Genomic DNA, 23,053 nt, shown 5'->3' on the forward strand with positions numbered 1-23,053 from the left:
ATTTTCTGCTATTTCTGCACCATAGTTTCCCGATATTGGCCCGGAGTCACTCCTTCATACCGTTTAAACGTACGAATCAATGCTCTGGATTCCACATATCCTACCTTTTCCGCAATTTCCTGCACGCTCATTCCCTGCATCAAAAGTTCTTTTGCCTTCGCAATCCGCACGATATGAATGTTGTCTCTCACACCAATTGACGTTACTTTTTTATAGTTTCTGCTCAGATGTGATGTTGACAGATGGAACTTTTCCGCCAGATACTGCACATCCATCTGCGGGTCTGCATAGTTTTTCTCAATGTAACTCTGCACTTCCCATACCCATGGAAAGCCTTCTTTCTCCGTTCCCTTCTGATAGGAAAGAATTTTTTCAAACAGAAGATCAATTTTTTCCCTGATCTCCTGCAGTGATCTTACATTAGAAAGTGATTCCAGAATCTCACCGATCTGTCTTGCTTCTTCCGTGCTGTTTTTCTCGAGCTGATCCACATGTGGAATTCCTTCCAACAGATTGCTTACCAAACCATAAATTTTGTATCGCTCCAACTGAAAGTTTTTGATTTCTCCCTGTTCCACCATATTTAACTGTTCTGTCAGCAGTTCATACGCATTCGTGTAGTCTTTGATGGACAGCAGATTTAAAAAGCGTTTCTGAATATCCAGCGAAATAGAATCTTCTTCCAGCGCTTTCCTGGATTTGCTGTCACGATAGTCTAAAATATTCGGAATATCCTTTTCCCAGAAAGTCTTATAGTTTGCCATTTCCTCCGCATTTAAAAACAGCTCTGGAATATCGCTTAGCTCACTGCCCTGGCCTCCGCGGAACACACACAGTTCTGCATGAATAACATCCTTGTGGAAATCAACGATCTGGTTCAGCAGCTGATTGAGTACATCAGCCTCTTCCACCGGCTGACAGATACACAAGATCATTCTGTCATGACGAAATGCAGCCCCTCCGTTCTTACAAAGCAACTCCTCAATAACATTTTGACTTACAAACAACAGCAGATCATAATCTACCGTACCATTCACACAAAATGTAGATTCTTCGATCTCCCTGTATTGGAACATCATAAATTCGAACGGAGCATTTTTTAATGAAATCTCATATTTACTCAGTTTTTCCTGTACTTTTTTCTCATTGATATTACCTCTGCACATGGAAAACAGAAACTCATCTTTTTGCTGCTGCATACTTCCTCTTAACTGTTTCTGTATGTCATGCAGCCTATACTCATAGACAAGCATTGTTTTTTCCAAGGATTTCATCATTTCAGGATAACTGTCTGCTCCATCCATCCGAAACGTATCCAGAATCTCCTGGATTGGTTCTGAAAATGCTTTACTGTAATGCCATGCCAGAAAAACGCCTGCCAACAGGCTCATCAGAACAGCACCCGCAATAATGATAAAATATGTTCTGTTCTGCTGATAAAAAATCGACATTGGAATAGAAAAATAATAGTTCCATACTCCGCTTTGGGAAGATATTCCCATTGTAATATATCGTTTTCCCTGTATTTCCTGCATCACAGGTTCGGAATTGCACACAATCTCTTCATAACTGTTCTGCTGCAGCACATCCTGTCCCTCCGGAACGGTACCAATCATCAGGGAGCGATCTCCGTTTGCCATGCAGCAAATACTCTGCTCAATATAGTCACTCAGGTTTAATATTTTTTCAAACTCTCTGACAGAAACAAACGTAATAACTACACCAGCCCGATGATAGCTTTTATCCAAAATTGGGTTTAAATGGATCAGTACCGCACTTTTTGTGCCCGATTTTAAAATCTGATATGCTCCCTTATTTCTTTCCAGGGAAACCAGATTCTGAAATTCTTCTTCAGAAATTCCTTTCTTTTTCAAAAATGCATCCAAATTTTCGTCCTGGTACCGATAGTTTCCAGTAAACACAGCGTTGCTGTTTTTAAAATACAATACCGTTTCTGCTTCACTTTGCTGCATCGTATTTTCATTGCGCAGAACCTGATTCAATTCTGTATACTTCAGCTGATACTCCGGCTGCTCATCTTCCAGTTCCGCTATTTCCTGAACAATCGGATGATCCGCCAGAAGCTGGCTGATCTTTGAAATATTTTCCAGCCGAATGTCCATCTCATGCTGTACCTGATTTAATAATGCAACCTGCGCATTTTTCGTATTGCTCTTAAAACTCTGATAGGAATAAAAAGAACAGCCAATCAGTACAATCAACAGGATCATCACCAACACCAGATACGTTTTCATCACGGATAAAAATATTTTTTTCTCTTTCATCTTTTGCATCCCCCATGCATTTTCTTCCTTAAATTATAGCACGCACCCCCGGAAAAGTCTCAAAATTGCCCAAGGATCACGCAAAACGGCAATCAAAACACATTCTGGCAATTCTGATTCTGACGGCAAACTGCACCTGACGCAAAAACTGGTTCTTTTCTTTTTTCCCACCTTTCTCTTATAATACAGGTAACGTGCACGAACATTAGAACGAAAATCAAAAGAAAAGGAGATTTCAAGTATGAAAAAAAGAATACGACAGGCTATACGCATGGGCGCCTTATTACAGAGCGTTGTTCTTCTGGCAGGATGCGGTGCTAACGGCAGCACTTCTTCCGGCAGTTCCACCTCTGCTTCTTCTAATACTTCTTCTGCAGCTTCTTCTGTAAGTTCTGACACTTCTGCTGCAGATACTGAAGTTTCTCTTCCATTAGTGGATGAGAAAACAACATTAACTCTCTGGACTCCTATGGATGCCAATGCTGCAAGTATTGTAGATTCTCTCGGTGATACAGAATTTTTTCAAAAGCTGGAAGAAAAAACGAATGTACATATTGAATTTCAGCATCCCGCCATTGGAGACGAAGCATCTGCTTACAATCTTATGATCGCAGGCGGCGAACTGCCGGATATGATCAAAAACAGTGGCCCTTCCTATGTTTATCCTGACGGTCTTGATGCCGCTGTAGACGATGGCTATTATATGGACCTGACAGATCTCATCCAGAAGTATGCTCCTCATTATATGGCTGCTCTCGAAAAGGCCGGAGAAGAAGATGAAAATCTGAAGCGCAGTGCTTATACCAATGACGGACGTATGGTCGGTATCTATCAGATCATGTCAGAACAGCAGGGACCATATGCCGGCATGTATGTCCGCAAAGACTGGCTCGATGACCTCGGTATGGATACTCCGGTCACCTACGATGACTGGGAAACCATGCTTACTGCTTTTAAAGACCAGGAAGGTGCAACTGCTCCGCTGACGCTTTCTTATACTGGATATGATGCATTTGCCAATGCCTTAAATGCCGGTTATGGAGTTTCCAATACTTTCTATCAGGAAAACGGCGTTGTTAAATACGGACCGATTGAAAGCGGCTGGAAAGATTATGTTGAAATGATGCATCGCTGGTACAGTGAGGGATTAATTGATCCTGACTTTATGTCTACAAACGCAGTCCTTCCGGACAATGCAATGGTTACCACAGGAAAAACCGGTGCATTTTGCTCTATTTACACATTAATCGCAGCATACGAAGGTGCAAACTCAGATCCAAATGCCGAGTACGTTCCTGTTCCTGCCCCGAAAGTAAATGCTGAAGATACTGTAAAATTAAATATGTATTATCTGCTCGGTCCGTGCATCACAGTTTCCGCAGATTCTCCAAATGCCGAGCTCTGTGTAAAATGGCTGGATTATCTCTTCAGCGAGGAAGGTGCTCTTTTAGCCAACTATGGTACCGAGGGCGATACTTTTGAATATCAGGAAGACGGAACTCCAGTTTTCACCTCCAAAGTAACTGCCAACGAAGATTATACTTTTGCACAGGCAATGGCTTATTTCACTATGCCACCTTCCCGTGTCTGCCTGCAGGACTGGAAACGTGAGCTTGCCGCCGTTCCGGAAAAAGATCTTGTTTCCTATGATATCTGGGCAGAAGCTGGCACCGAAAACTGTCTGCCTGATGTCAGTGCTATGGGTATTTCTTCAGACGAAAACAAAGAATACAGCAAAATCATGACTGATGTTACGACAATTGTAAACGAAAAAACATCTCAGTTTATCACAGGTGTTATTTCTATGGATGAATATGATGATTTTATCGCTCAGCTGAAGCAGATGAATGTTGATCGTGCAGTAGAAATTGTGCAAACCGTTTATGACCGTTTCCAGGCAAGATAATCGAATCATACATCACTCTTTTGTAGTCTCTCTCTGAATTAACAAAAAACACCGGCCTTCTCCGGAAACAGATTTTTATCTGTCTCCGGGAAGCCGGTGTTTTTATATGTTCTATTTTTTAAGAATACTGCGACTCATCCACATCAAACGGTTCGTCGCAAGGTCCTTCAAGGAGGCGGTAGCTTCCCTTGACGGAGAAGTAGTACCACTTTCCGTCGATCAGCTTCCATCCCTTGACAGCATAGCCGTTTGCATCGATGTAGTATCTCTGCTCGGTGTCATTCGCATAGCGGTGCGGGTTCAGGGATACCCATTCGCCTTTGGCCCAGCGGTCTTCGTCTTCGATGTAGAACTTCCAGCCCTCATCGGTTTTGGTCCAGATGGAGGTTACCTGCTCTTCCATTTTCTCGAAGAATTTGGATTTCTGGGAGAGGTCATCATTGAACTGGTCAAAGGTCAGCTTCTCAGCAAGTGTCTGCTCGCCGGAGAACAGGTTGGTTCCAAGGCCGAGGCGGTCGCCCTCGATGGTGGCGCCGAGGCTGGCAAGCGTGGTCGGGAACATGTCCATGGTGGTGAAACTTCTGTTTTTCTCCTGCTGCGGCTGGATCGGAGAGTTGATGATCACGTTGTATACGGTTCTGGTGTAGTCCGGATCAATGTTCTCACAGAAATCGGAATCCATCGTCAGATGGTCGCCAGAAATTACGATCGTTGTGTTCTCGTAGAAATCCTGCTGCTGAATCCAGGAAACGAACTCGGTGACCTGCTTGCTGGAGCAGTGCAGAACCATTCCGTACTGGTTGTCACCGTCGTTTTCTTCATCGCAGAGCTCACACGGATATCCATCCTCAAAATGGGTGTCTGCGGTCAGCATGGTGAAGTTGAACGGCTCTCCCTCTGCTGCGATTTCGGTCAGGCGGTCTTTGGCAAAGGAAAAGAGTTTTTCATCCTCATAGCCCCACCATTCGTAATATCCTTCCGGGATCAGGCCTTTTTCCATAGCCCAGCTGTAATCGTCTACTTCGTAGTCACCGTGCTCTTTAAAGTACTCTTCCCGGCCGCCGAACTGTCCGATTGAACCGATGAAGAAATACTGCTTGTAGCCTTCATCCGCCAGGACATCACCCAGGGTATTGATTTCCGGGAAGAAGCTGGTCTGATATGCCATCTCATTTCGCTGGATTCCGATGCTGAGAGGCAGACCGGAGGTCTGTGCGAAAATTCCGGCAATGGTCCAGGTTGCGTTTACGGTAGGCTGGCCGCCGCCAAGCAGCTCCGTGTTGGAAAAGCTGATGTTGTCTGCGGCAAGCTGGGTCAGCTCCGGGATATAGTTTTTATCGAATGCTCCGCCGGAGGCTTTGTCTGCGTAGGTGCTCTCCATGGATTCCAGATAGAGATAGATCAGATTTCGTTTCTGTTCCGGGAACGTGATATTCACGCGGTCCGGATCTACGTAGTTGTCTTCTACCACGGTATTGTACGTGCTCTGATTTTTCAGATAATCTTTTACGTCCAGTGCTGCCCACACGTCATTGATGGAATAGACGATGCTGGCGGCTCCTGCCGCGATACAGATCATCCCGAACGCCACATGGGCTTTGCGTTTTTCCCGAAGAAAAATGCTGACCAGAATCAGAAGGATGAGTGCTGCCGCTGCGATCAGCGCACTTGAGCAGACATAACTCATCAGAAGATCATGGCTGGTTCCGGCAATCGGGGCCTTTAACTGGTAAACAAGCTCTTCCATGCTCAGATTCGGCCATGTTTTCCGCATCCAGCGCTCGGACGTAAACAGCAGCACGCCAAGCGTTCCGATCAACACTGCAAACACAGCCAGCAGAATGCGCCCTGCTTTTTTCGTTTTTTTCTGTTTCTTGTGTTTCATCTTCCTGCCTCCAAAAAGCATTACAGCTTACAAAATCTTAACTTTTTTTACAATCGCCTTACGTATTATAGCAAAGACCGTTTTAAAAAGATAGAAAATTTTTATAAAATTTTTGCACAAAAAGTACAGCCAAAAACATATTTTTTGCATGACACATAAAAACCCGCCCGGCACCGCAAATCTCTTCGCGGCCCAAGCGGGTTTTTCATCTCTATTCCGGGAAAGCCTTATCAGCTTGCCTTGTTCTTTCTCTGTTTGATGACCTTCAGTCGTGTGAACTCCTCGCGCTCCTTCTCCTCCAGTGCGTCCGCGATATCCTTGGACAGCTGGGTGTAATGCGGAATCGTGATGTTCTTCAGCGCGTTGGCACGCTTCTGTGTTTTCTTGATTGCCGCAGCAAGGCGGTACGCCGAGTTCTCTATCATGGAAAGGTTTAAGGTCAGGTCTTTTACTTTTTCAAAGGCCTGTCTTGCCTGATCCAGGGACTCCTTCGTGCTGTAGTAAGCATACGTCGGGGCCTGTCCGGACGTATCAGCCTCTACCAGCGGAATTTCCACGCCCATGATACTCCTTGTCTTGATCCGGATGGATTCCTCCACCGGAACGGTATAGGACACGGTCTGTACGTTGGTGATACCGATCTCCATGTTAGCAATCTGCAGCGCCGCATATGCTTCGCGGAACGTCACATCAATCTGACGCTGAATATCCTTCGCCTCATCGATCAGGCCCATGAGCTCGCGGATCAGAATATTCCGCTTCTTGTCCATCAGCTCGTAACCCATGTGGGCAAGTTTCAGAGAGTTCTTTGCAAGAATCAGGTTTCCCTTGGTAGGAAAGGTATTCGGGTCCATTCCGATCTCACTCCTCTCGCTTACTCATTCATGGCATCGGCTTCTGCCTTTGCTTTTGCTACTGCATCAATGGTGGTCGGATGATAATACTGATCCAGAACCTTGGTGTTGACACGGTCGAGCTCTTCTCTCGGAAGCAGTCCAAGAAGCTCCCATGCCTTGTTCAGCGTATCTTCCATGGAACGGTTTTCATCCATTCCCTGGCCGATGAATTCATGCTCGAATTCATTACCGAATACCAGGTACTGTTTATCGATCGGAGAAAGCTCATCCTCACCGATAACGGATGCCAGGGAACGCGCATCTCCTACCTTTGCATAGCAGGAGAACAGCTGGTTCGCTACGTCCTGATGATCGGCTCTTGTGTAGCCCTCACCGATACCGTCCTTCATCAGACGGGAAAGACTCGGCAGCACGCTGATTGGCGGGTAAATAGACTGGCCGTGAAGCTGGCGGTCCAGTACGATCTGACCCTCGGTGATGTAACCGGTCAGGTCAGGGATCGGGTGCGTGATATCATCGTTTGGCATGGTCAGGATCGGAATCTGTGTTACGGATCCCTCTACGCCCTGTACGATTCCGGCGCGCTCATACAGCGTAGCCAGCTCACTGTACAAGTATCCAGGATAACCTTTACGGGAAGGAATCTCTCCACGGGAGGAGGAAACCTCACGCATAGCCTCGCAGAAGGATGTGATATCGGTCAGGATAACCAGGATATGCATGCCTTTCTCGAATGCAAGGTACTCGGCAGCTGTCAGCGCTACCTTCGGAGTGATCAGACGCTCTACAACCGGGTCATTTGCCAGGTTCAGGAACATAACAACGTGGTCAGATACACCGCTTTCCTCGAAGGTCCGGCGGAAGAACTCTGCTACGTCGTATTTAACACCCATAGCGGCAAATACGATTGCGAACTTTTCATCAGAATCTCCCAGGGATGCCTGCTGTACGATCTGTGCTGCCAGCTGGTCGTGCGGAAGTCCGTTTCCGGAGAAAATCGGCAGCTTCTGTCCACGAATCAGGGTGGTCAGACCGTCGATTGCAGAGATACCGGTATGGATATAGTTTCTTGGGTATTTACGGGTAACCGGGTTCAGCGGCAGGCCGTTGACGTTTCTTCTTACCTCTGCGTCAATCGGTCCCATGCGGTCGATCGGTTTTCCGATACCGTCAAAGGTACGTCCCAGGATTTCCTCGGAAAGTCCGATCTCCATCGGATGTCCGGTCAGACGGGTATGGGTATTGGTAAGAGACATGCTTGAAGTTCCCTCAAATACCTGAATAACGGCTTTATCTTCGTATACAGCAACGATACGTCCCAGTTTTTTCTCATTGCCGTCTACGGTAAATTCTACGATTTCCTCGTAGGAAGCATTTTTTACACCTTCCAGAACAACCAGAGGGCCATTGACCTCACTAAGGCCTAAATATTCAATTGCCATGATGAATTCCCTCCTTAACCATTCTTCTCGAGTACCTTATCGTAGAAGGTGTCGATATCTTTTTTGTATGTGTCAAACAGATCCAGACGGTCATTCGGTACATCGTATTTAATAGAAACGACGCGGTCGAAGATCTTGTCCTCTTTCAGTACGGACATTGGCATGCCCATCGTCACGAGCGCTTTGGATTTCTTGTACAGATAAAGAATAACTTCCATCATCTTGTACTGTTTTTCCAAGGATACGCAGGTGTCATCCGGATGGAATGCGTTCTGCTGCAGGAAGCCCAGTCGAATAACTCTGGCGATTTCCAGGGTCAGCTTCTGGTCATCCGGAAGAACATCGCTACCGATCAGTTTTACAATTTCCATCAGGGAGCTCTCGGAGTTCAGGATTCCCATTAACTGGTTCCGCATATCTACAAAGTTTTTGTTTACGTGATCTTTGTACCACGGCGACAGATCCTGCAGGTATTCACTGTAGCTGGTCAGCCAGTGGATCGCCGGGAAATGACGGGCGTAAGCCAGAGATTTGTCCAGTCCCCAGAAGCAGCGGACGAAACGTTTGGTGTTCATGGTAACAGGCTCGGAGAAGTCACCACCCTGCGGAGATACGGCTCCGATGATGGATACGCTTCCCTCTGCGCCGCAAAGGGTCTGCATCATGCCGGCACGCTCATAGAAAGCGGACAGACGGGATGCCAGGTATGCCGGGAAACCTTCCTCGGCAGGCATTTCCTCCAGACGGCCGGACAGCTCACGGAGTGCCTCTGCCCAACGGGATGTAGAGTCTGCCATGATTGCTACATCATAGCCCATATCGCGGTAATACTCAGCCAGTGTCAGTCCGGAATACAGAGATGCCTCACGGGCTGCAACAGGCATGTTGGATGTGTTGGCGATCAGGGTGGTACGATCCATCAGCGGGTTGCCGCTCTTCGGGTCGATCAGTTCCTGGAACTCCTCCAGAACCTGTGTCATCTCGTTTCCACGCTCTCCACATCCGATATAGATGATGATATCGGCATCAGACCATTTTGCGATCTGGTGCTGGGTCATGGTTTTTCCGGTACCGAATCCGCCAGGGATGGCTGCTGTGCCGCCTTTTGCGATCGGGAACATCGTATCCAGGATACGCTGTCCTGTGATCAGCGGAACGGATGCCGGATATCTTTTCAGGGTTGGACGCGGTACACGGATCGGCCATTTCTGTGCCAGTGTGATCTCTTTTTCGGTGCCGTCTTCCAGTTTCAGTTTTACAATCGGGTCAAGGATGGTATACTTTCCGTCTTTGGCAGCCCAGATAACCGTGCCGTTGACATCCGGCGGAACCATCGATTTGTGAACGATGGAACGGGTTTCCTGTGTTTCTGCAATGATTGCGCCGCCCATCAGCTCTTCGCCTTCCGAAACAGTTACATGGACATCCCATTTTTTCTCTGTATCCAGAGAATCTACGGTAAGGCCGCGGCTGATGTATTTACCGGACTGCTTTGCAATCTCGGACAGCGGACGCTCAATACCGTCAAAAATGTTGTTCAGGATTCCAGGTCCCAATGTAACAGAGAGGGCATCTCCGGATGCGGTAACTGTTTCGCCTGGTTTCAGTCCTGTGGTTTCCTCGAAAACCTGTACTGTAGTGGTATCCTTTGTCAGGGCAATAACCTCGCCGACCAGACGTTCTTTACCAACGTAAACCATCTCGGACATTTTAAATCCGGTGTTTCCTTTCAGATATACGACCGGACCGTTGATTCCATAGATAACTCCGGTTTTATTCATGCTCTACACCTCCGTGAAAGATGAAATTCTCCCGCTCTTCGTTCAGAAGGGTCTCGAAGGAATTATCGATCAGAATATTTTTCTCCGGAATGACCGCGCGCACGCCGCCAAGGAACGGCATGGCCGAAATGGTAAGGGTTACGGAGAGTTTCTGCTCCAGGGAAGCCTTATGAGCTTCGTCTGACGGATCCAGATATAAGGTCAGTTTGTCATTTCCGGCAAACGTAACGGCTTCACGGATTTTGCGCTCCAGATACTCCTCATAGGATGGATCCTTTTTATAAGCGGTAAGTTTTTCACGAACTTCTTTAAACAGTTTTTCTTTTAATTCCAGATTTTTACGGGACAGCTTCCGTCTGATATGAAGCTGATCCGCTGACAGTGTCTTATTGACATCACGTTTTGCTTTCTCGGTCTCGGCAGCAATTTCTTCTTCTGCCTGACGTCTTGCAGTTGCTTTATGCTCCTCGAAGATCTTATCCAGAGCTTTCTGGTGATCGCCGATCACACGTTCTGCTTCACGGTTTGCACTGTCCAGGGAATGATTATAAAAATTCTGAAGTTTCTCCTCAGTAGTCAATTGTGTCACCTCCAGGGCATTCTTACAGTTTTAATCCAATAGATTCATTTACAAAGGAAGTGATAAAGTCCGGCGCTCTTCCGGTACCGTGACGGTCCGGAATTTCAATGAGCAGCGGAAGCTTATGGTTGAGGCGGACATCCTCCAGAATGTCCGGGAATTCCTTCCCGAACTTTTCTGTAAGGAGAATAATTCCGATCTCTTTGTCTGCCAGTGTTTTCTGCAGTGTATCATAAAGCTCCTCGCGCTCATGAACGACAACGCCTTCCACTCCGGCCAGGCGCATGCCCGTCTGAGTGTCTACGTTATCACTGATCAAGAACATTTTCATTTATGATTCCTCCAACTTAAGGTGAAGATCAATACCTTCCGGTTTTGGAATCAAAGTTTACCAAGAATCATGAAGGAGATGATCAGACCATACAGAGCGATACCTTCGGCCATAGCTACGAAGATCATGGATTTACCAAAGATGCTGCCGTCTTCGCTGATTGCTCCAAGAGCTGCGCTTGCGGAAGATGCAACGGCGATACCGGAACCAATACCGGAAAGACCTGTAACAAGAGCTGCACCGATGTAACCAAGACCGGTTGCAAGACCAGCGCCTGCTTCTGTTGCAGCAGATGCAGTTGTTGCGCCTGCGAAGGAAACAACGGTTGCGATCAGCAGAAGGCCGAAGAAGCCGCTTACATTGGCTGCCAGAGATTTTTTGTAACGATTTTTGTTGTGCTCACCTTTGAAGTAATAAGTCATAGGAACAACGATGGTTAATACCATTGCGATTGCAGTAAGTACCTGTACAAATGCTGAGTTCATAATAGTTTTCCTCCTGAAGTTAATTCATTAAATTTACTCTTTGCTGCGATCCGGAGCCATTTTCACTTTTTCCCGATACAGCTTCCCGCCATATTCACTTCCATTTCGCATGGCTCTGAATCCTCTTTTATTTCTCGCCTTTTTTCAAAAACGGAACAAACGGTTTTCCGTCTCCTTCATAGAACCGGCTGAACATCTCGTAATACTCCAGACGCAGTACCTGGATCGCTACCAGCAGTGCCTCAAGGCAGGCAACGAAGACATTTCCGAGAACAATAACCGGCCAGCTGATGCTGCCGCCGCCTGTTGCTCCGCCGAGCATCAGGACAACCTCCATCATAGCCGCATGGCTGACTGCATATGCGCCGACACGGACAAAGGAAATTGTGTTGGAGAAGTAGCTCAAAAGCACATCGAAGAGTTCGAAGAATGCCTGTACAAAGAACATTCCCTTTCCGGTCTCCGGAAATGCATTGCCCTTCTTCTCTACCATACGCTCCAGTGGCTCTTTTAAGAAGATCGCAAGAAGCGGAATACCGAACATGACTACCATCACGCCGACAGCCGGAGCTTTATGGCCGCTGAACAGGAGAACGAGTGTAACGGCAAGGGCTCCGTAGAAAATGAAGCCTGCCAGGGAGTTCTGGCTGAACAGAAGCTCGCCGAGCTTATGGTTTCTTGCTGCATTAATCATATGCAGAACCATTCCTGTCAGAATCATGAACATACCAAATGCAACCGCTGCGACAAATACGGTGTTCATCGAACCGATGAACGGAAGCGTTGTCATCGCTTCCTTCGGATGCAGCCAGAGGGCCGGTATGACATTCTCAAATCCGAAGAAGCTGCCGAACAAGAATCCGAAGATCACAGAGAATACCGCGCAGGTACTCATGATCGCTGCCAGATCCATCTTCTTGTAGTGGTACAGCAGTGCGCCGCCAATCAGCAGACACAATCCCTGTCCTACATCGGCAAACATGATTCCGAAAATAAAGGCATAGGTGAGTCCTACGATAATCGTAGGGTCAATTTCATTGTAATTTGGCAGTCCGTACATCTTCACGTACATCTCAAACGGACGGAAGATTTTCGGATTTTTCAGCTTTGTCGGCGGCTGACGCAGAACGTTGTTTGCATCATCCTCGATGAAGCAGAAGAGATTTGTGTCATTTTCGATGTCCTTCTGGAAGGAAGCGGCATCTTTTTCCGACATCCAGCCGCACAGAATATAGAAGGTTTCCTTCTTGGATTTCGTGCAGGCTGCCAGGCGACGGACATCAAAGTTGCCGGAGAGCTGCTCTAGCTGCTCTTTTGCTGCAACCAGATCCTCTGCGGAATCCGAAAGGCATTTTGCCAGTTTCCGTGAGCACTCGCTGAGTGCATCGTCTGTCTTTTTGATTTCTGCCTGAAGTGCTGCGTAAGCATCCTCCGGCGTTCCGCTGTACTCGTCCGGAACGTAGATTCTTTCGAAGTGCAGGGATGAGAATACGGCGTCCACTTTCGTGACCTGATCTCTTGGGCAGAAGTAAATGCCCCATACATACTGCTCATCGGAATGGCAGCGGTAGAATACCGTATCGCTGTTCTCATAGCAGTAGCTCTCAAATTTGTTGTAATACTCTTTGTGATCTTTCCGAATCTGAATTTAATAAAGTGGAAATCCAGAATGGAGGAAAGATTGCAGTGCAGATCCTGGAACGGCTCGATTTTCTGTGCTTTTTCCATCAAGTCTTTCTTTTTTGCTTCCAGTTCTGTACGCTCCTGGTTCAACTGGCCAAGGGTGTGATCCAAACCATGGACACAGTTGATGGCATCTTCCAGGGAAAGTCTTTTCGTGGTGGTACGCTTCTCTTCCGGCAGAAGTGCTGTAAAATCTTCCGCCTGTTTTAAGGTCTCTTTGTATGGGTTGATCTGGATATACGGTGTGATATTCTGCATCGTAGACAGCTCCGTCAGAGCGTTTTCCAGATGTATCTCATATTTTGAGAGATAAGTGTTGACCACACGGTCAATGTCGGCTTTCGGCCCGGTGATGCTCAAAAATTTCATCTTGACAATCAATGAGTACACCTCCCCGTGTATTAAGTTTTTGCGATATGCTGCATTGCCTCGTCAGCGCTGATACGGTAACGTACGCACTCGAGTGCAATAATAAGCCGGTTTACCTCGTGCTCTTTGTGATAGAGGTATGAGTATATTGTGGCAACGGAATAAGGATCCTGTCTGGATTCACTGGAAAGTATGTGCTTCATAATGGCTGCATACATGGATTCCAGCGTATCGACCTTGAAGGAATCATACCGTTTCGCATAATAGGTTTGTTCCAGCAGCTGGGAAAATGCACTCATATTCTCGGCTTCTACCAGTGCCTTTACCACATCCTTTTTCAGCCGGTGATGAACCGGAATCAGCAGGGCGTAGATTTGTGCGCTGGTCATGTGATAATAGCGTTTGGAACGGTAGATCCACTGAAGGTTCAGCATGTCAAACTTGCTTCCCCATGCAGCGGTCAGCTCTTCCAGATCCCGCTTTGTCACTACTTTTGATCTGTCTTTCCACATCTGTGCAAAGTAATACAGATCCAGGGTCATCTCATAGTCGAACAGGGTCGGACGCTCGATATCCGCGAGCTGCGACAACGGGGCATAATATTCTGTCCCTTTCAGGTTCGCAATCAGTTCTTCGATCGTCCTGGAGGACGCCAGAAGATTGATGTCCAGCTGGGAATGCTTGTTAAAGAACTCGTCGAATATGGACAGGTTCAATACCACATCACGGTGATCAAATACCGTGTTCAGGCATTCTTTGATAACGGACACTTCGTATCGTTTAAAGTAGAGCGCAAGGAACTTTCTCTGCTCCACATTTGCAAAACGGTACAGCTTGGAAAAATCCCGGTATACCGTCAGGCGCAGCATTTTCTCGATCTGACCTCGGTGAAGGTCAGCTTCGTTGTAGCCCTCAAACAGATCCTCATAGCCTTTATGCTGCTTGAGGTAAGAAACTGCCTGCGGTACACTCTCCAGTTCCACGATTTCCCGAAAATTCTGGTCGTTTAAAAGATGGCTCTGCATGGCTCTTATCTTTGTGGTAAGGCCGCTGTAGGATAATAGACCGCTCATCGTTTCACTTCCTTATAATGTTTTCGTAAATCTGCGTGGACAGTGTTCCGTGATTCTGTTCGTAATAAGCGTCCAGTGAAGATAGAAGTTCGGCGGCAGAGTCCCGCTGCTTTTTCTGATCCGCATCTGTAGTAGAATGAAGTTTTGTTGTGATCTCTTCAATCCGCTTTGCCGTTTCCGCTTCCAGATCTGCATCGAATTTTGCAATCCGCTCTTCCTGCTGCTCGTCCTGGAGCTTCTTCTGATTCTCGGCAGCCTGCATAATCTTAGTAGCAGCCGTTTCGATCTCTGCAAGTTTGTTAATTACAGATTCCATAGCATCGCTTTCCCTCCTTATTTATTTAAAAGACAACAAAGACGAGGAAAACTCCCCGCATCTTTGCTGTTAGTATTCTACACCTTTTTTTCCAAAGTTGACATATTGAAATCGTAAAAAAAAGTGGGATTTCGATCGACTTTTTAATTAAAAATAGACAATGGGTCATATTTTTTCTTCCAATCTCAATAGCCAAAAGATGGTCCCTCATATAATTTCGATATGGTTCCAATCCGATTGTCATATTGCTGATAAGAAATGCCATGTGCAGGTTGATATTGTATACAGTATTTTGAAAACTTTGAAAATTTGAAAACGGGATTTTTCTGTTTTGCTTTTTCGGGAGCTATGATATACTGGATATGATTGGCTTTTATTCTAATATTTATCACTTAAGAAAGGAATTTTACGCATATGCGCCTTAGAAATATCAGAGGATCAAAAGATGTGATTGCTTCCTGTCCGTTCGTTGTGCAGGAGCCGGAGAGCTGCCGGGGACGGTGGGCTGAAATTTTTGGAAATGAAAATCCGATTCATATTGAGGTCGGTATGGGAAAGGGCCGCTTTTTGATGGATATGGCGGTTCTGCATCCGGAAATCAACTACGTCGGCATTGAAATGTACGACAGCGTGCTGCTCCGCGCAGTACAGAAACGGGAAAAACTGGAGACGGAAATCAAAAACCTGTTCTTTATCCGCATGGATGCACGCCAGCTTCCGGAAGTGTTTGCTGAGGGCGAGGTAGACCGCATTTACCTCAACTTCTCCGATCCGTGGCCGAAAGACCGCCATGCGAAACGGAGACTGACGTCGCATGAGTTTCTTGCACGGTACGAGAAGATTTTAAAGAAGGACGGAACACTGGAATTCAAAACCGATAATAAAGATCTGTTTGACTACTCTCTTGAAGAGATGAAAAATGCAGAGGGATGGGAACTCACTGCATTCACATACGATCTGCACCACGATGTGGTTCTCTCAGAAGGAAATGTAATGACGGAATATGAGGAGAAGTTTTCCTCAATTGGAAACCCGATCTGTAAGATGGAGGCACGGTTTCTGTAGCGGAATGCTTTCGCAAATGATTTGATTCCCATCCAAAATACAAACCGGCAGCAGAACGGTCTCTTGAAAAGTAAGACCGCTCCGCTGCCGGTTTTTCTCTGTTTCTATCGCAATGTAAAAAAGTTGATACACAGACTTTTGGTATTTTGCTTGTAAAACAAGAAAAACACCGTCCCCGCAGCTCTCAGGTCTGCAAAAACAGTGCTTTCGATGCGCCTTCAGGGACTCGAACCCTGGACAAATAGATTAAGAGTCTACTGCTCTACCAACTGAGCTAAAGGCGCTTACTTTTGTTTTTCTGTGTTTCATTGGATGATCCACTCGCTGAACACAAATAAGATTATAAAGGATTCTGCCGAAAAAAGCAACCTTTTTTTCACTGTTTCTTTACTTTTGTTAAAAACAGCGAAAACAGGTCTTATAATTCCATTAAATTTCACAATTTTTTCGTATATTTCCGTTTGTTTCGACGACGGCTCCAATGGCAGCCGAACCTACTTCCGTTTCTTATCTTTCTTTTTCAAAAGCTTCTCCAGCTCCTGCATGGATTTCTGGATTTTATAAAGACAGCCGCTGCCGGCATATTTATTCTGATAGCAGAAATCCTGGAGTTTCTGCTGAAGGAAACCTGATTTTCTGATCAAACTTCTTCTCCGCTTTCCGGCGTACCGGACACGGGCACCGGAAAAGTTCTTTTTCTTCTATATTATACAGGGAATGTCAACATTGACCAGAAAATAGCTTGTTTTAGCCATTGTTTTCCCATTTTCTTTCCGCTATAATACAGCAAAAACTACTATTTATACTTTGGGGGAATTTTTATGAAAACACGAATGAATTTTAAGGATGAATTTTACCAGAAACTAAAACTCCTCGTCCTTCCGATTGCGATCCAGAATTTTATGCTGGCTCTCGTCAGCGCAACGGATGCGATCATGCTGGGCTGGATTGATCAGACTTCGTTGTCTGCTGTTTCACTGGCCGGACAGGTGCAGTTTGTTTTGAGCCTTTTTATCTCAGGCATCGCGGCGGGCGCCGGTATTATGGCAGCGCAGTACTGGGGGAAACAGGATGCCGCTTCGATCGAAAAAGTGATTCCGATCGCACTTCGCACCAACCTGCTGTTCTCCGGCCTGTTTACCATCCTTGCCGGTTTCTGTCCCGAAATGCTGATGCGCATCTTTACAAATGATGCGGCCCTGGTTGCAAGCGGAAGCCAGTATTTACGCGCTGTTGCACTCTCCTACGTACTCTGCGGTATTTCGCAGGTCTATCTGATCCTGCTGAAAAACACCGGTCATGCAGCAGTCAGCTCCCGCATCAGTTCCACTGCGGTTGTACTGAACATCATTTTAAATGCCATCCTCATCTACGGTCTTTGCGGTGCTCCGGCACTTGGGATCCGCGGAGCAGCTTATGCAACGGTAGCTGCCCGCGTTGTGGAACTGATCTGGGCTTATCTCGAGACAAAGAAACCGGAGCGTGTACGGATTCTCTGGAACCGCCTCTTCTCTTCCGCAGGGAAAATACTTTCAGAAGACTTCTGGCGCTACACGCTTCCCGTGCTTGCGGCCTCCCTCGTCTGGGGAATTGCCTACGTTCTGTACTCCGTTATCATGGGACATATGGGAAGCGATGCCGTTGCGGCAAACTCCATCACCTCGATTGCCAAGAGCCTTCTCTCCTGCCTGATCCGCGGTGTGAGCGGTGGTGCCGGGGTTCTGATCGGAAATCTGCTCGGCGCGAACGAGCTGGAAAAAGCCCGTGAGTATGGAGGACGTTTAAGCCATCTCTCCATTGCCATCGGCATTGTGACCGGCGGCCTGCTGATGCTTATTTCCCCAGCCATCGTTCATTTTGCCCCACTTTCCGATACCGCAGCCGAGTACCTGCAGTACATGCTTCTCTTCTGCGGTCTGAACCTGATGGCACAATCGGTCAACACCACCGTTCTCGACGGTATCTTTTGTGCCGGAGGCGATGCGAAATTTGATATGCAGGGAAATATCGGCGCGATGTGGTGCTTTTCCGTACCGCTTGGTTTCCTCGCCGCGTTCTGGCTGAAGCTGCCGGTCATGGTTGTCTACTGTATCGTAAACCTCGATGAGATCGTGAAACTGCCTGCGGTTTATCTTCATTATAAAAAATACGTCTGGGTACGCAACATCACCCGCGATATCGAAGAATAATTGCCGAACTATAAAATCCCCTGCGGAAAATCCAAACCGAATGGATTTCCCGCAGGGGATTTCGTTCTTTTATCGTATTACAAATATCGCAATGATTTTACATCGATTTTCTCTCTGCAATTTCCGCCATCTTTGCTTCATTCAGACGTGTGTCGCCATGGACACGGCTGTAGGAAAGATAGCCGTTCATACGGTCGATCTTTGTCAGGTTCTTGGAACCGCAGACCGGGCAGACATCCATGTCGAGTTCCTGGTGGCCGCAGTCATCGCAGTAAGCCAGGGACAGGTTGACGCCCTCGTAGTAGCCAAGCTCCATCGCACGCTCGATCAGTGTCTTGATCGCGCCTTTGTTGTAGCCGACCGGATAGCGCACGTACTGGATTTTTCCGCCGTTGCAGAGCTCCCAGAAACGTCCCTCGAGATCCTGTTTCTGGATCGGGGTAATGTCCTCGGTTACGTGGCAGTGGAAACTGTTGCTCACATACGGGCGGTCCGAAACGTTGCGGACGATGCCGTACTGTTTGCGGAACTGCTCTATCTGCAGGCCGCACAGGGATTCTGCCGGTGTGCCGTAGATCGCATAGAGGATGCCGTCCTCTTTCTTAAACTCGGCAACCTTGTCGTTGATATATTTCAGCGTGTCAAGTGCGAACTGTCCGTCCTCAACAAGAGATTTTCCGTTGTACAGCTCCTGCAGCTCGTTCAGCGCCGTGATACCGAACGATGCGGTCATCGGCTTTAACAGCGGGCGGATCTTGTCGGACGGTTTTAAGTGACCGCCGTAGAAACCTCCCTCACAGTAAGCCAGCGGGTTCGTGGATGCACGCATCTCGCCGAGGTAATCGTAGGTCCGTTTGTGCAGATCGCGGATCATCTCGAGGTAGAAATCAAGCACTTCGTGGAAATCGCGGTTCTCGGAACGGGATTTTGCCAGGATCATCGGAAGATGAAGGGAAACGGCTCCGATGTTGAAACGTCCGACAAAGACCGGTTTGTCGTTCTCATCTGCCGGCTCCATGCCTCCGCGCTCGTACCACGGGCTAAGGAAAGCACGGCATCCCATCGGGCTGATGACTCTCTTGTATTTCTTGTACATCTCGGCGATGTAGCCCTCGCCGCTCATCGACAGCCAGTCCGGATACATGGTTTTAGAGGAACAGTCAAGTCCTGCCTCAAAGACATCTTCTGCGATGCCGCCCTCTCCGTGAATTGCCTTGTCATATAAGAAGACGATTTTCGGGAAGAGCACCGGCTTTTTGTGGCCTTTCTTGCCCTGTCCGTTTTTGTGGACCTCAAGAAGGGAGATGGAAATCATCTTCTCGAACATGCTCGTTCCAAGGCCGAGGGTCACGGTAACGAACGGATAATCACCGCGGGAAGATCCAACAGTGTTCAGTTTATACTCAATTCCCTGCCATCCCTGATCGCACTCTCTTCTTACTTTGTCGATCGCATACTCGATGGCTTTCTCCTGTGCACCCTCCCAGGATGCGTCGGTATATTTCAGGAACTCTTTTACGTAGTAATCGTAGCTCTTCTGTGCGTACGGAGCAAGGATCTTGTCCACCTCCGGCACGGTAAAGCCGCCGTACTGCTGTGCAGCGGTGCTGAGGACGATATCGCCCATGACATCAAATGCGGTGTCGAGTGTCTTCGGCTCGTTGTACCAGACATTTCCCATCTCGAAACCGCCTTTTAAAACGTTTCCGACATCGAACAGACAGCAGTTCATGGTATCGAGACGTGCGGACTGGTCGTGGATGTAGATGTAACCGTCCTTACAGGCCTGCAGCTCGTTGCGGTTCATGAAGAACTTGCGGTACAGCTCTTTGTTCAGCTCGTTGAAAATCAGGCTTCGCTTCGTTGCAACGAGGGCGCTGTCGGTGTTGGCATTGCTCTTGTCGCCGATGTAGCGGATGGACTGGCTCTTCGTGTAGACCTCGTCCATCATATGGATAAAATCAGTTTTGTAATTGCGGTAATCGCGGTAGCTTTTTGCCACAGCCGGGTTTACTTTTTCGAGTGCTCCCTCCACGATATTGTGCATATCGCTGATCGGAATTTCGGTCTTTCCAAGGGAATATACGTGCTCGGTTGCGAACTTACAGATAAAGTCAATCTCCTGCTGTGAGAAGGTATACAGGATTCTCTGTGCGGATTTATTTACGGCACGGACGATCTTCTGCGCGTCGAATTCTTCTTTGGTGCCGTCCTTTTTGATAATATAAACCATTGTGGTGTCCTCCAATTCAAACACTATATCTTGTGTGTCCCCCACCCTTTTCTTGTAGCGGGCACCACATATTGTAGCATGTTTCTTTTGAAAAGAAAAGGCATTTCCTGTAAGTTTTTATTTTCAGAATATTGCATACTGCTCTTTCGTGCAGACAGAAATCTGCATTTTTCAAATTCGTTCTGCAAGCGTTCCTTCAAAAACGGTCTCGGCCGGGCCGGTCAGAAGGACCTTATTTTTCGTCCGGTCCCATGTAACGAAAAGCCTGCCGCCGCGCAGTTCTACGGCAGTTTCTCCCTCCGAAACACAGCCGGAAAGCATCGCCGCGACGGCTGCCGCACACGCTCCCGTTCCGCAGGACAGCGTTTCACCGCTCCCACGTTCCCAGACTCTCATTTTTATTGTGTGTTGATCTAAAGTCTGGATAAACTCTGTATTGATACGGTCCGGGAAGCAGGAAAGGTGTTCAAAAGCGGAACCGGTCTTTGCAATGGATATTTTTTCCACATCTTCCACCGGAATCACCGCATGCGGATTTCCCATCGAAAGGCAGGTCATCGTATAATTTTCCCCGCACACGGTAATTTTATGCTCCAGCACATATTCCCCCAGAGAAACAACGGGGATCTGTGCGGCGCGGAATTCCGGCGTTCCCATCTCCACTGTCACCTGACAGATCTTATTCGGATTCTCCCCCGTCTGCAGATGAATCACACGGTTTCCGCTGCCGGTTTCGATAGTCAGCGTCGTTTTTCTCGTCAGCCCATGCTCGTACACGTATTTTCCCACACAGCGGATGCCGTTGCCGCACATCGCGCCCTTCGAGCCGTCGGCGTTGTACATTTCCATCGAAAAATCTGCTGTTTTGGATGCCCCGATCAGAATCAGCCCGTCCGCGCCGATGCCGAAATGGCGGTCACTTACCGCTTTTGCCAGCCGTCCCGGACTCTCCACCCGCTCCTCCATGGCATTTACATAGATATAATCATTTCCGCAGCCCTGCATTTTTGTAAAACGCATACACAGCCTCCTCCCAGACTTCTGCCCTTTCCAGTTCCTTACTAAATATGTATTCCGTACCGCGCTTTTGAAAAACCATTTTTCTCAAATCCGCTTCAGACATTGGAAAACGAAGCGGAATGTGATAGAATAGGGGGAACTGATATCGTTACTTACATGAAGTAACTCTCAAATATTTTTAACCATTTATTATGAGGAGGTTTTGATGAAAAAATACCGTTGGGTTTTAACAGCAGTATTTGCCGCTTTCCTCGTGGGAACGAGCGGCTGCGGAAAGAAAACAGAAACGATTCCGATCACAACCATCAGTCAGAGTACCGACGATGACGACCCCAAAGACAATCTGGCGGCCTCCGGCGATTCCGATGAGATTCCGGAATACGATGTGGATCTCTCGAAGAACCTGAACAGTTTTCAGCTTGCCATCTGGGGCGATACATACGAAGTTCCGGAATCCTACGCGGATTTTACAGCGCTTGGCTGGGTCTACAGCGGCGACGACACAAAGGAAATCCAGCCGGAATCCTTCTCAGAGGGCGAAAGCTTTGAAAAGGACGGAAACCAGATTACCGTCGATATTGCCAATCCGGACACCACGGCAAAGCCAGTGGCGGAATGCCTGATCGGAGGCATTCACATCGATACCTCGACCGCTGAGGGTCAGAATATCTATGTCGGCCTGCCGAACGGCGTCACCCTGCAGCAGTCGCTGATGGAGGATGTGGAAAGCATCTACGGTGCGCCAAAGGACCGTTATGAGGCCGATACCTCTGTGCAGTTCACGTATGAGTACGGGCTGTACCAGACGATCACGCTCGGCTTCGATAACGAAACGGGAATTCTGTATTCCCTCGATATGCAGAACTTTACGACCACGGCTGATGCAGAAGCGCTCGATGGTGTCAGCGATGCCACAACACCGGAAGTGGAGGCCTACCAGGCACCGGAAGCCGACAGCAGTAAAATCAACGACTGGACCGTCCGCTTTGACGATGTACTCTATCATCTTCCCGTTCCGGTCAGTGAACTTCTGGACCACGACTGGACCGTCAATACGAAAGAGTCCGATACGGCCGTTTTAAACGGAAAATACGGCTACGTCACGCTGGAAAAGGGCGGTCAGAAGCTTTACTGCACCGTACATAATTACGGCGCGGAGGCGACGACAGTACGCAACTGTTTTGTTACTTCGCTGTACGGCGATCTCGATACGACAAAGATTCCGATTTCAATCACAAACGGCATCACGCTCGGCACTTCCGAGAGCGATTTTCTGGCGAAGGCAGGGGATGCCAAATCAGAAAAAACGGAAAAAGAGGATAGTAACCTGACACTCTACACATTCTATAGTGATGACGAAAAGCTGGACTACACTGAAATCGGCATCGACAACGATCTGAAGCTGGTACGCAGCATCAAGGTGGTTCACAACCAGCCGGAAGCGCCGGAAGAAGAAGCCAAAAAAACTTCCGCGGAAGATTCATCTTCCGTTTCCGACAGTCAGGAACCGTCCGAAACACCGGCTCCGTAACGATACTTTCAGAAAAATGGCT

The 23,053-nt window shown here is 47.7% G+C and carries 17 protein-coding genes, 1 tRNA gene and 1 pseudogene; 4 read left to right on the forward strand and 15 right to left on the reverse strand.

Annotation, left to right across the window (positions count from 1 at the left end; translation table 11 throughout):
* Window positions 1-8 precede the first annotated feature (8 nt).
* Window positions 9-2,285, reverse strand: coding sequence for a helix-turn-helix transcriptional regulator (locus DW965_RS12375; RefSeq protein WP_158582849.1), 2,277 nt, complete (start codon window positions 2,283-2,285; stop codon window positions 9-11).
* A gap of 241 nt (window positions 2,286-2,526) precedes the next feature.
* On the opposite strand from DW965_RS12375, the gene DW965_RS12380 reads away from it, so the two are divergent.
* A complete protein-coding gene (locus DW965_RS12380; protein WP_119198436.1) occupies window positions 2,527-4,191 on the forward strand; it encodes an extracellular solute-binding protein in 1,665 nt (554 codons plus the stop codon).
* Between the two features lie 118 nt (window positions 4,192-4,309).
* Here DW965_RS12380 and DW965_RS12385 read toward each other — a convergent pair whose 3' ends face one another.
* The 10 genes and pseudogenes from DW965_RS12385 to DW965_RS12430 form a co-directional block, all read right to left on the reverse strand.
* The gene (locus DW965_RS12385) at window positions 4,310-6,076 is read right to left on the reverse strand and encodes a sulfatase-like hydrolase/transferase (RefSeq protein ID WP_118750398.1); all 1,767 of its coding nucleotides are present in this window, start codon (window positions 6,074-6,076) and stop codon (window positions 4,310-4,312) included.
* Window positions 6,077-6,306: 230 nt separating this feature from the next.
* Complete coding sequence (locus DW965_RS12390; protein WP_117801544.1) at window positions 6,307-6,930, reverse strand: V-type ATP synthase subunit D; 624 nt, start codon at window positions 6,928-6,930, stop codon at window positions 6,307-6,309.
* Window positions 6,931-6,950: 20 nt separating this feature from the next.
* Window positions 6,951-8,375, reverse strand: coding sequence for a V-type ATP synthase subunit B (locus DW965_RS12395; protein WP_022461684.1), 1,425 nt, complete (start codon window positions 8,373-8,375; stop codon window positions 6,951-6,953).
* Between the two features lie 14 nt (window positions 8,376-8,389).
* Window positions 8,390-10,156, reverse strand: coding sequence for a V-type ATP synthase subunit A (locus DW965_RS12400; RefSeq protein WP_022461685.1), 1,767 nt, complete (start codon window positions 10,154-10,156; stop codon window positions 8,390-8,392).
* Window positions 10,149-10,736 (reverse strand): V-type ATP synthase subunit E, encoded by a 588-nt coding sequence (locus tag DW965_RS12405; RefSeq protein ID WP_158555012.1) that lies wholly within the window; start codon window positions 10,734-10,736, stop codon window positions 10,149-10,151. The genes DW965_RS12400 and DW965_RS12405 overlap by 8 nt, the downstream gene beginning before the upstream one ends.
* A 22-nt stretch (window positions 10,737-10,758) precedes the next feature.
* Window positions 10,759-11,067: a V-type ATP synthase subunit F gene (locus tag DW965_RS12410; RefSeq protein WP_055220228.1), complete on the reverse strand. Its 309-nt coding sequence runs from the start codon at window positions 11,065-11,067 to the stop codon at window positions 10,759-10,761.
* A 50-nt stretch (window positions 11,068-11,117) separates the two neighbouring features.
* Window positions 11,118-11,552: an ATP synthase subunit C gene (locus DW965_RS12415; protein ID WP_022461688.1), complete on the reverse strand. Its 435-nt coding sequence runs from the start codon at window positions 11,550-11,552 to the stop codon at window positions 11,118-11,120.
* Window positions 11,553-11,679: 127 nt separating this feature from the next.
* Window positions 11,680-13,616 (reverse strand): annotated as a pseudogene (locus DW965_RS12420) (V-type ATP synthase subunit I).
* A 20-nt stretch (window positions 13,617-13,636) separates the two neighbouring features.
* Complete coding sequence (locus DW965_RS12425) at window positions 13,637-14,677, reverse strand: V0D/AC39 family V-type ATPase subunit (RefSeq protein ID WP_022461690.1); 1,041 nt, start codon at window positions 14,675-14,677, stop codon at window positions 13,637-13,639.
* Between the two features lie 4 nt (window positions 14,678-14,681).
* Window positions 14,682-14,993: a hypothetical protein gene (locus tag DW965_RS12430; RefSeq protein ID WP_022461691.1), complete on the reverse strand. Its 312-nt coding sequence runs from the start codon at window positions 14,991-14,993 to the stop codon at window positions 14,682-14,684.
* A gap of 414 nt (window positions 14,994-15,407) precedes the next feature.
* Between DW965_RS12430 and trmB the strand changes: the two genes are divergently transcribed.
* Window positions 15,408-16,058 carry a tRNA (guanosine(46)-N7)-methyltransferase TrmB gene (gene trmB / locus DW965_RS12435; protein WP_117761983.1) on the forward strand — a complete coding sequence of 217 codons (651 nt, stop codon included), beginning with the start codon at window positions 15,408-15,410 and terminating at the stop codon, window positions 16,056-16,058.
* 211 nt (window positions 16,059-16,269) lie between these two features.
* On the opposite strand, the gene DW965_RS12440 is transcribed toward trmB, so the two are convergent.
* Both DW965_RS12440 and DW965_RS19140 read right to left on the reverse strand, forming a co-directional pair.
* Window positions 16,270-16,342, reverse strand: a tRNA-Lys gene (locus DW965_RS12440).
* Between the two features lie 210 nt (window positions 16,343-16,552).
* The gene (locus tag DW965_RS19140) at window positions 16,553-16,702 is read right to left on the reverse strand and encodes a hypothetical protein (RefSeq protein ID WP_156327623.1); all 150 of its coding nucleotides are present in this window, start codon (window positions 16,700-16,702) and stop codon (window positions 16,553-16,555) included.
* Between the two features lie 177 nt (window positions 16,703-16,879).
* On the opposite strand from DW965_RS19140, the gene DW965_RS12445 reads away from it, so the two are divergent.
* Window positions 16,880-18,247 carry an MATE family efflux transporter gene (locus tag DW965_RS12445; RefSeq protein WP_119198437.1) on the forward strand — a complete coding sequence of 456 codons (1,368 nt, stop codon included), beginning with the start codon at window positions 16,880-16,882 and terminating at the stop codon, window positions 18,245-18,247.
* Between the two features lie 97 nt (window positions 18,248-18,344).
* Here the strand turns inward: DW965_RS12445 and nrdD are convergent, their stop codons facing one another.
* Both nrdD and dapF read right to left on the reverse strand, forming a co-directional pair.
* Entirely contained in the window at window positions 18,345-20,480 is a 2,136-nt protein-coding gene (gene nrdD, locus DW965_RS12450; protein ID WP_022461695.1) for an anaerobic ribonucleoside-triphosphate reductase, read from the reverse strand.
* Between the two features lie 171 nt (window positions 20,481-20,651).
* Complete coding sequence (gene dapF / locus DW965_RS12455) at window positions 20,652-21,500, reverse strand: diaminopimelate epimerase (protein ID WP_117805222.1); 849 nt, start codon at window positions 21,498-21,500, stop codon at window positions 20,652-20,654.
* Between the two features lie 205 nt (window positions 21,501-21,705).
* Between dapF and DW965_RS12460 the strand changes: the two genes are divergently transcribed.
* Entirely contained in the window at window positions 21,706-23,031 is a 1,326-nt protein-coding gene (locus tag DW965_RS12460; RefSeq protein WP_117801548.1) for a hypothetical protein, read from the forward strand.
* The last annotated feature ends 22 nt before the right edge of the window (window positions 23,032-23,053 follow it).

This window comes from Blautia sp. AM47-4, from assembly GCF_003479865.1.
GTDB lineage: Bacteria > Bacillota > Clostridia > Lachnospirales > Lachnospiraceae > Fusicatenibacter > Fusicatenibacter saccharivorans.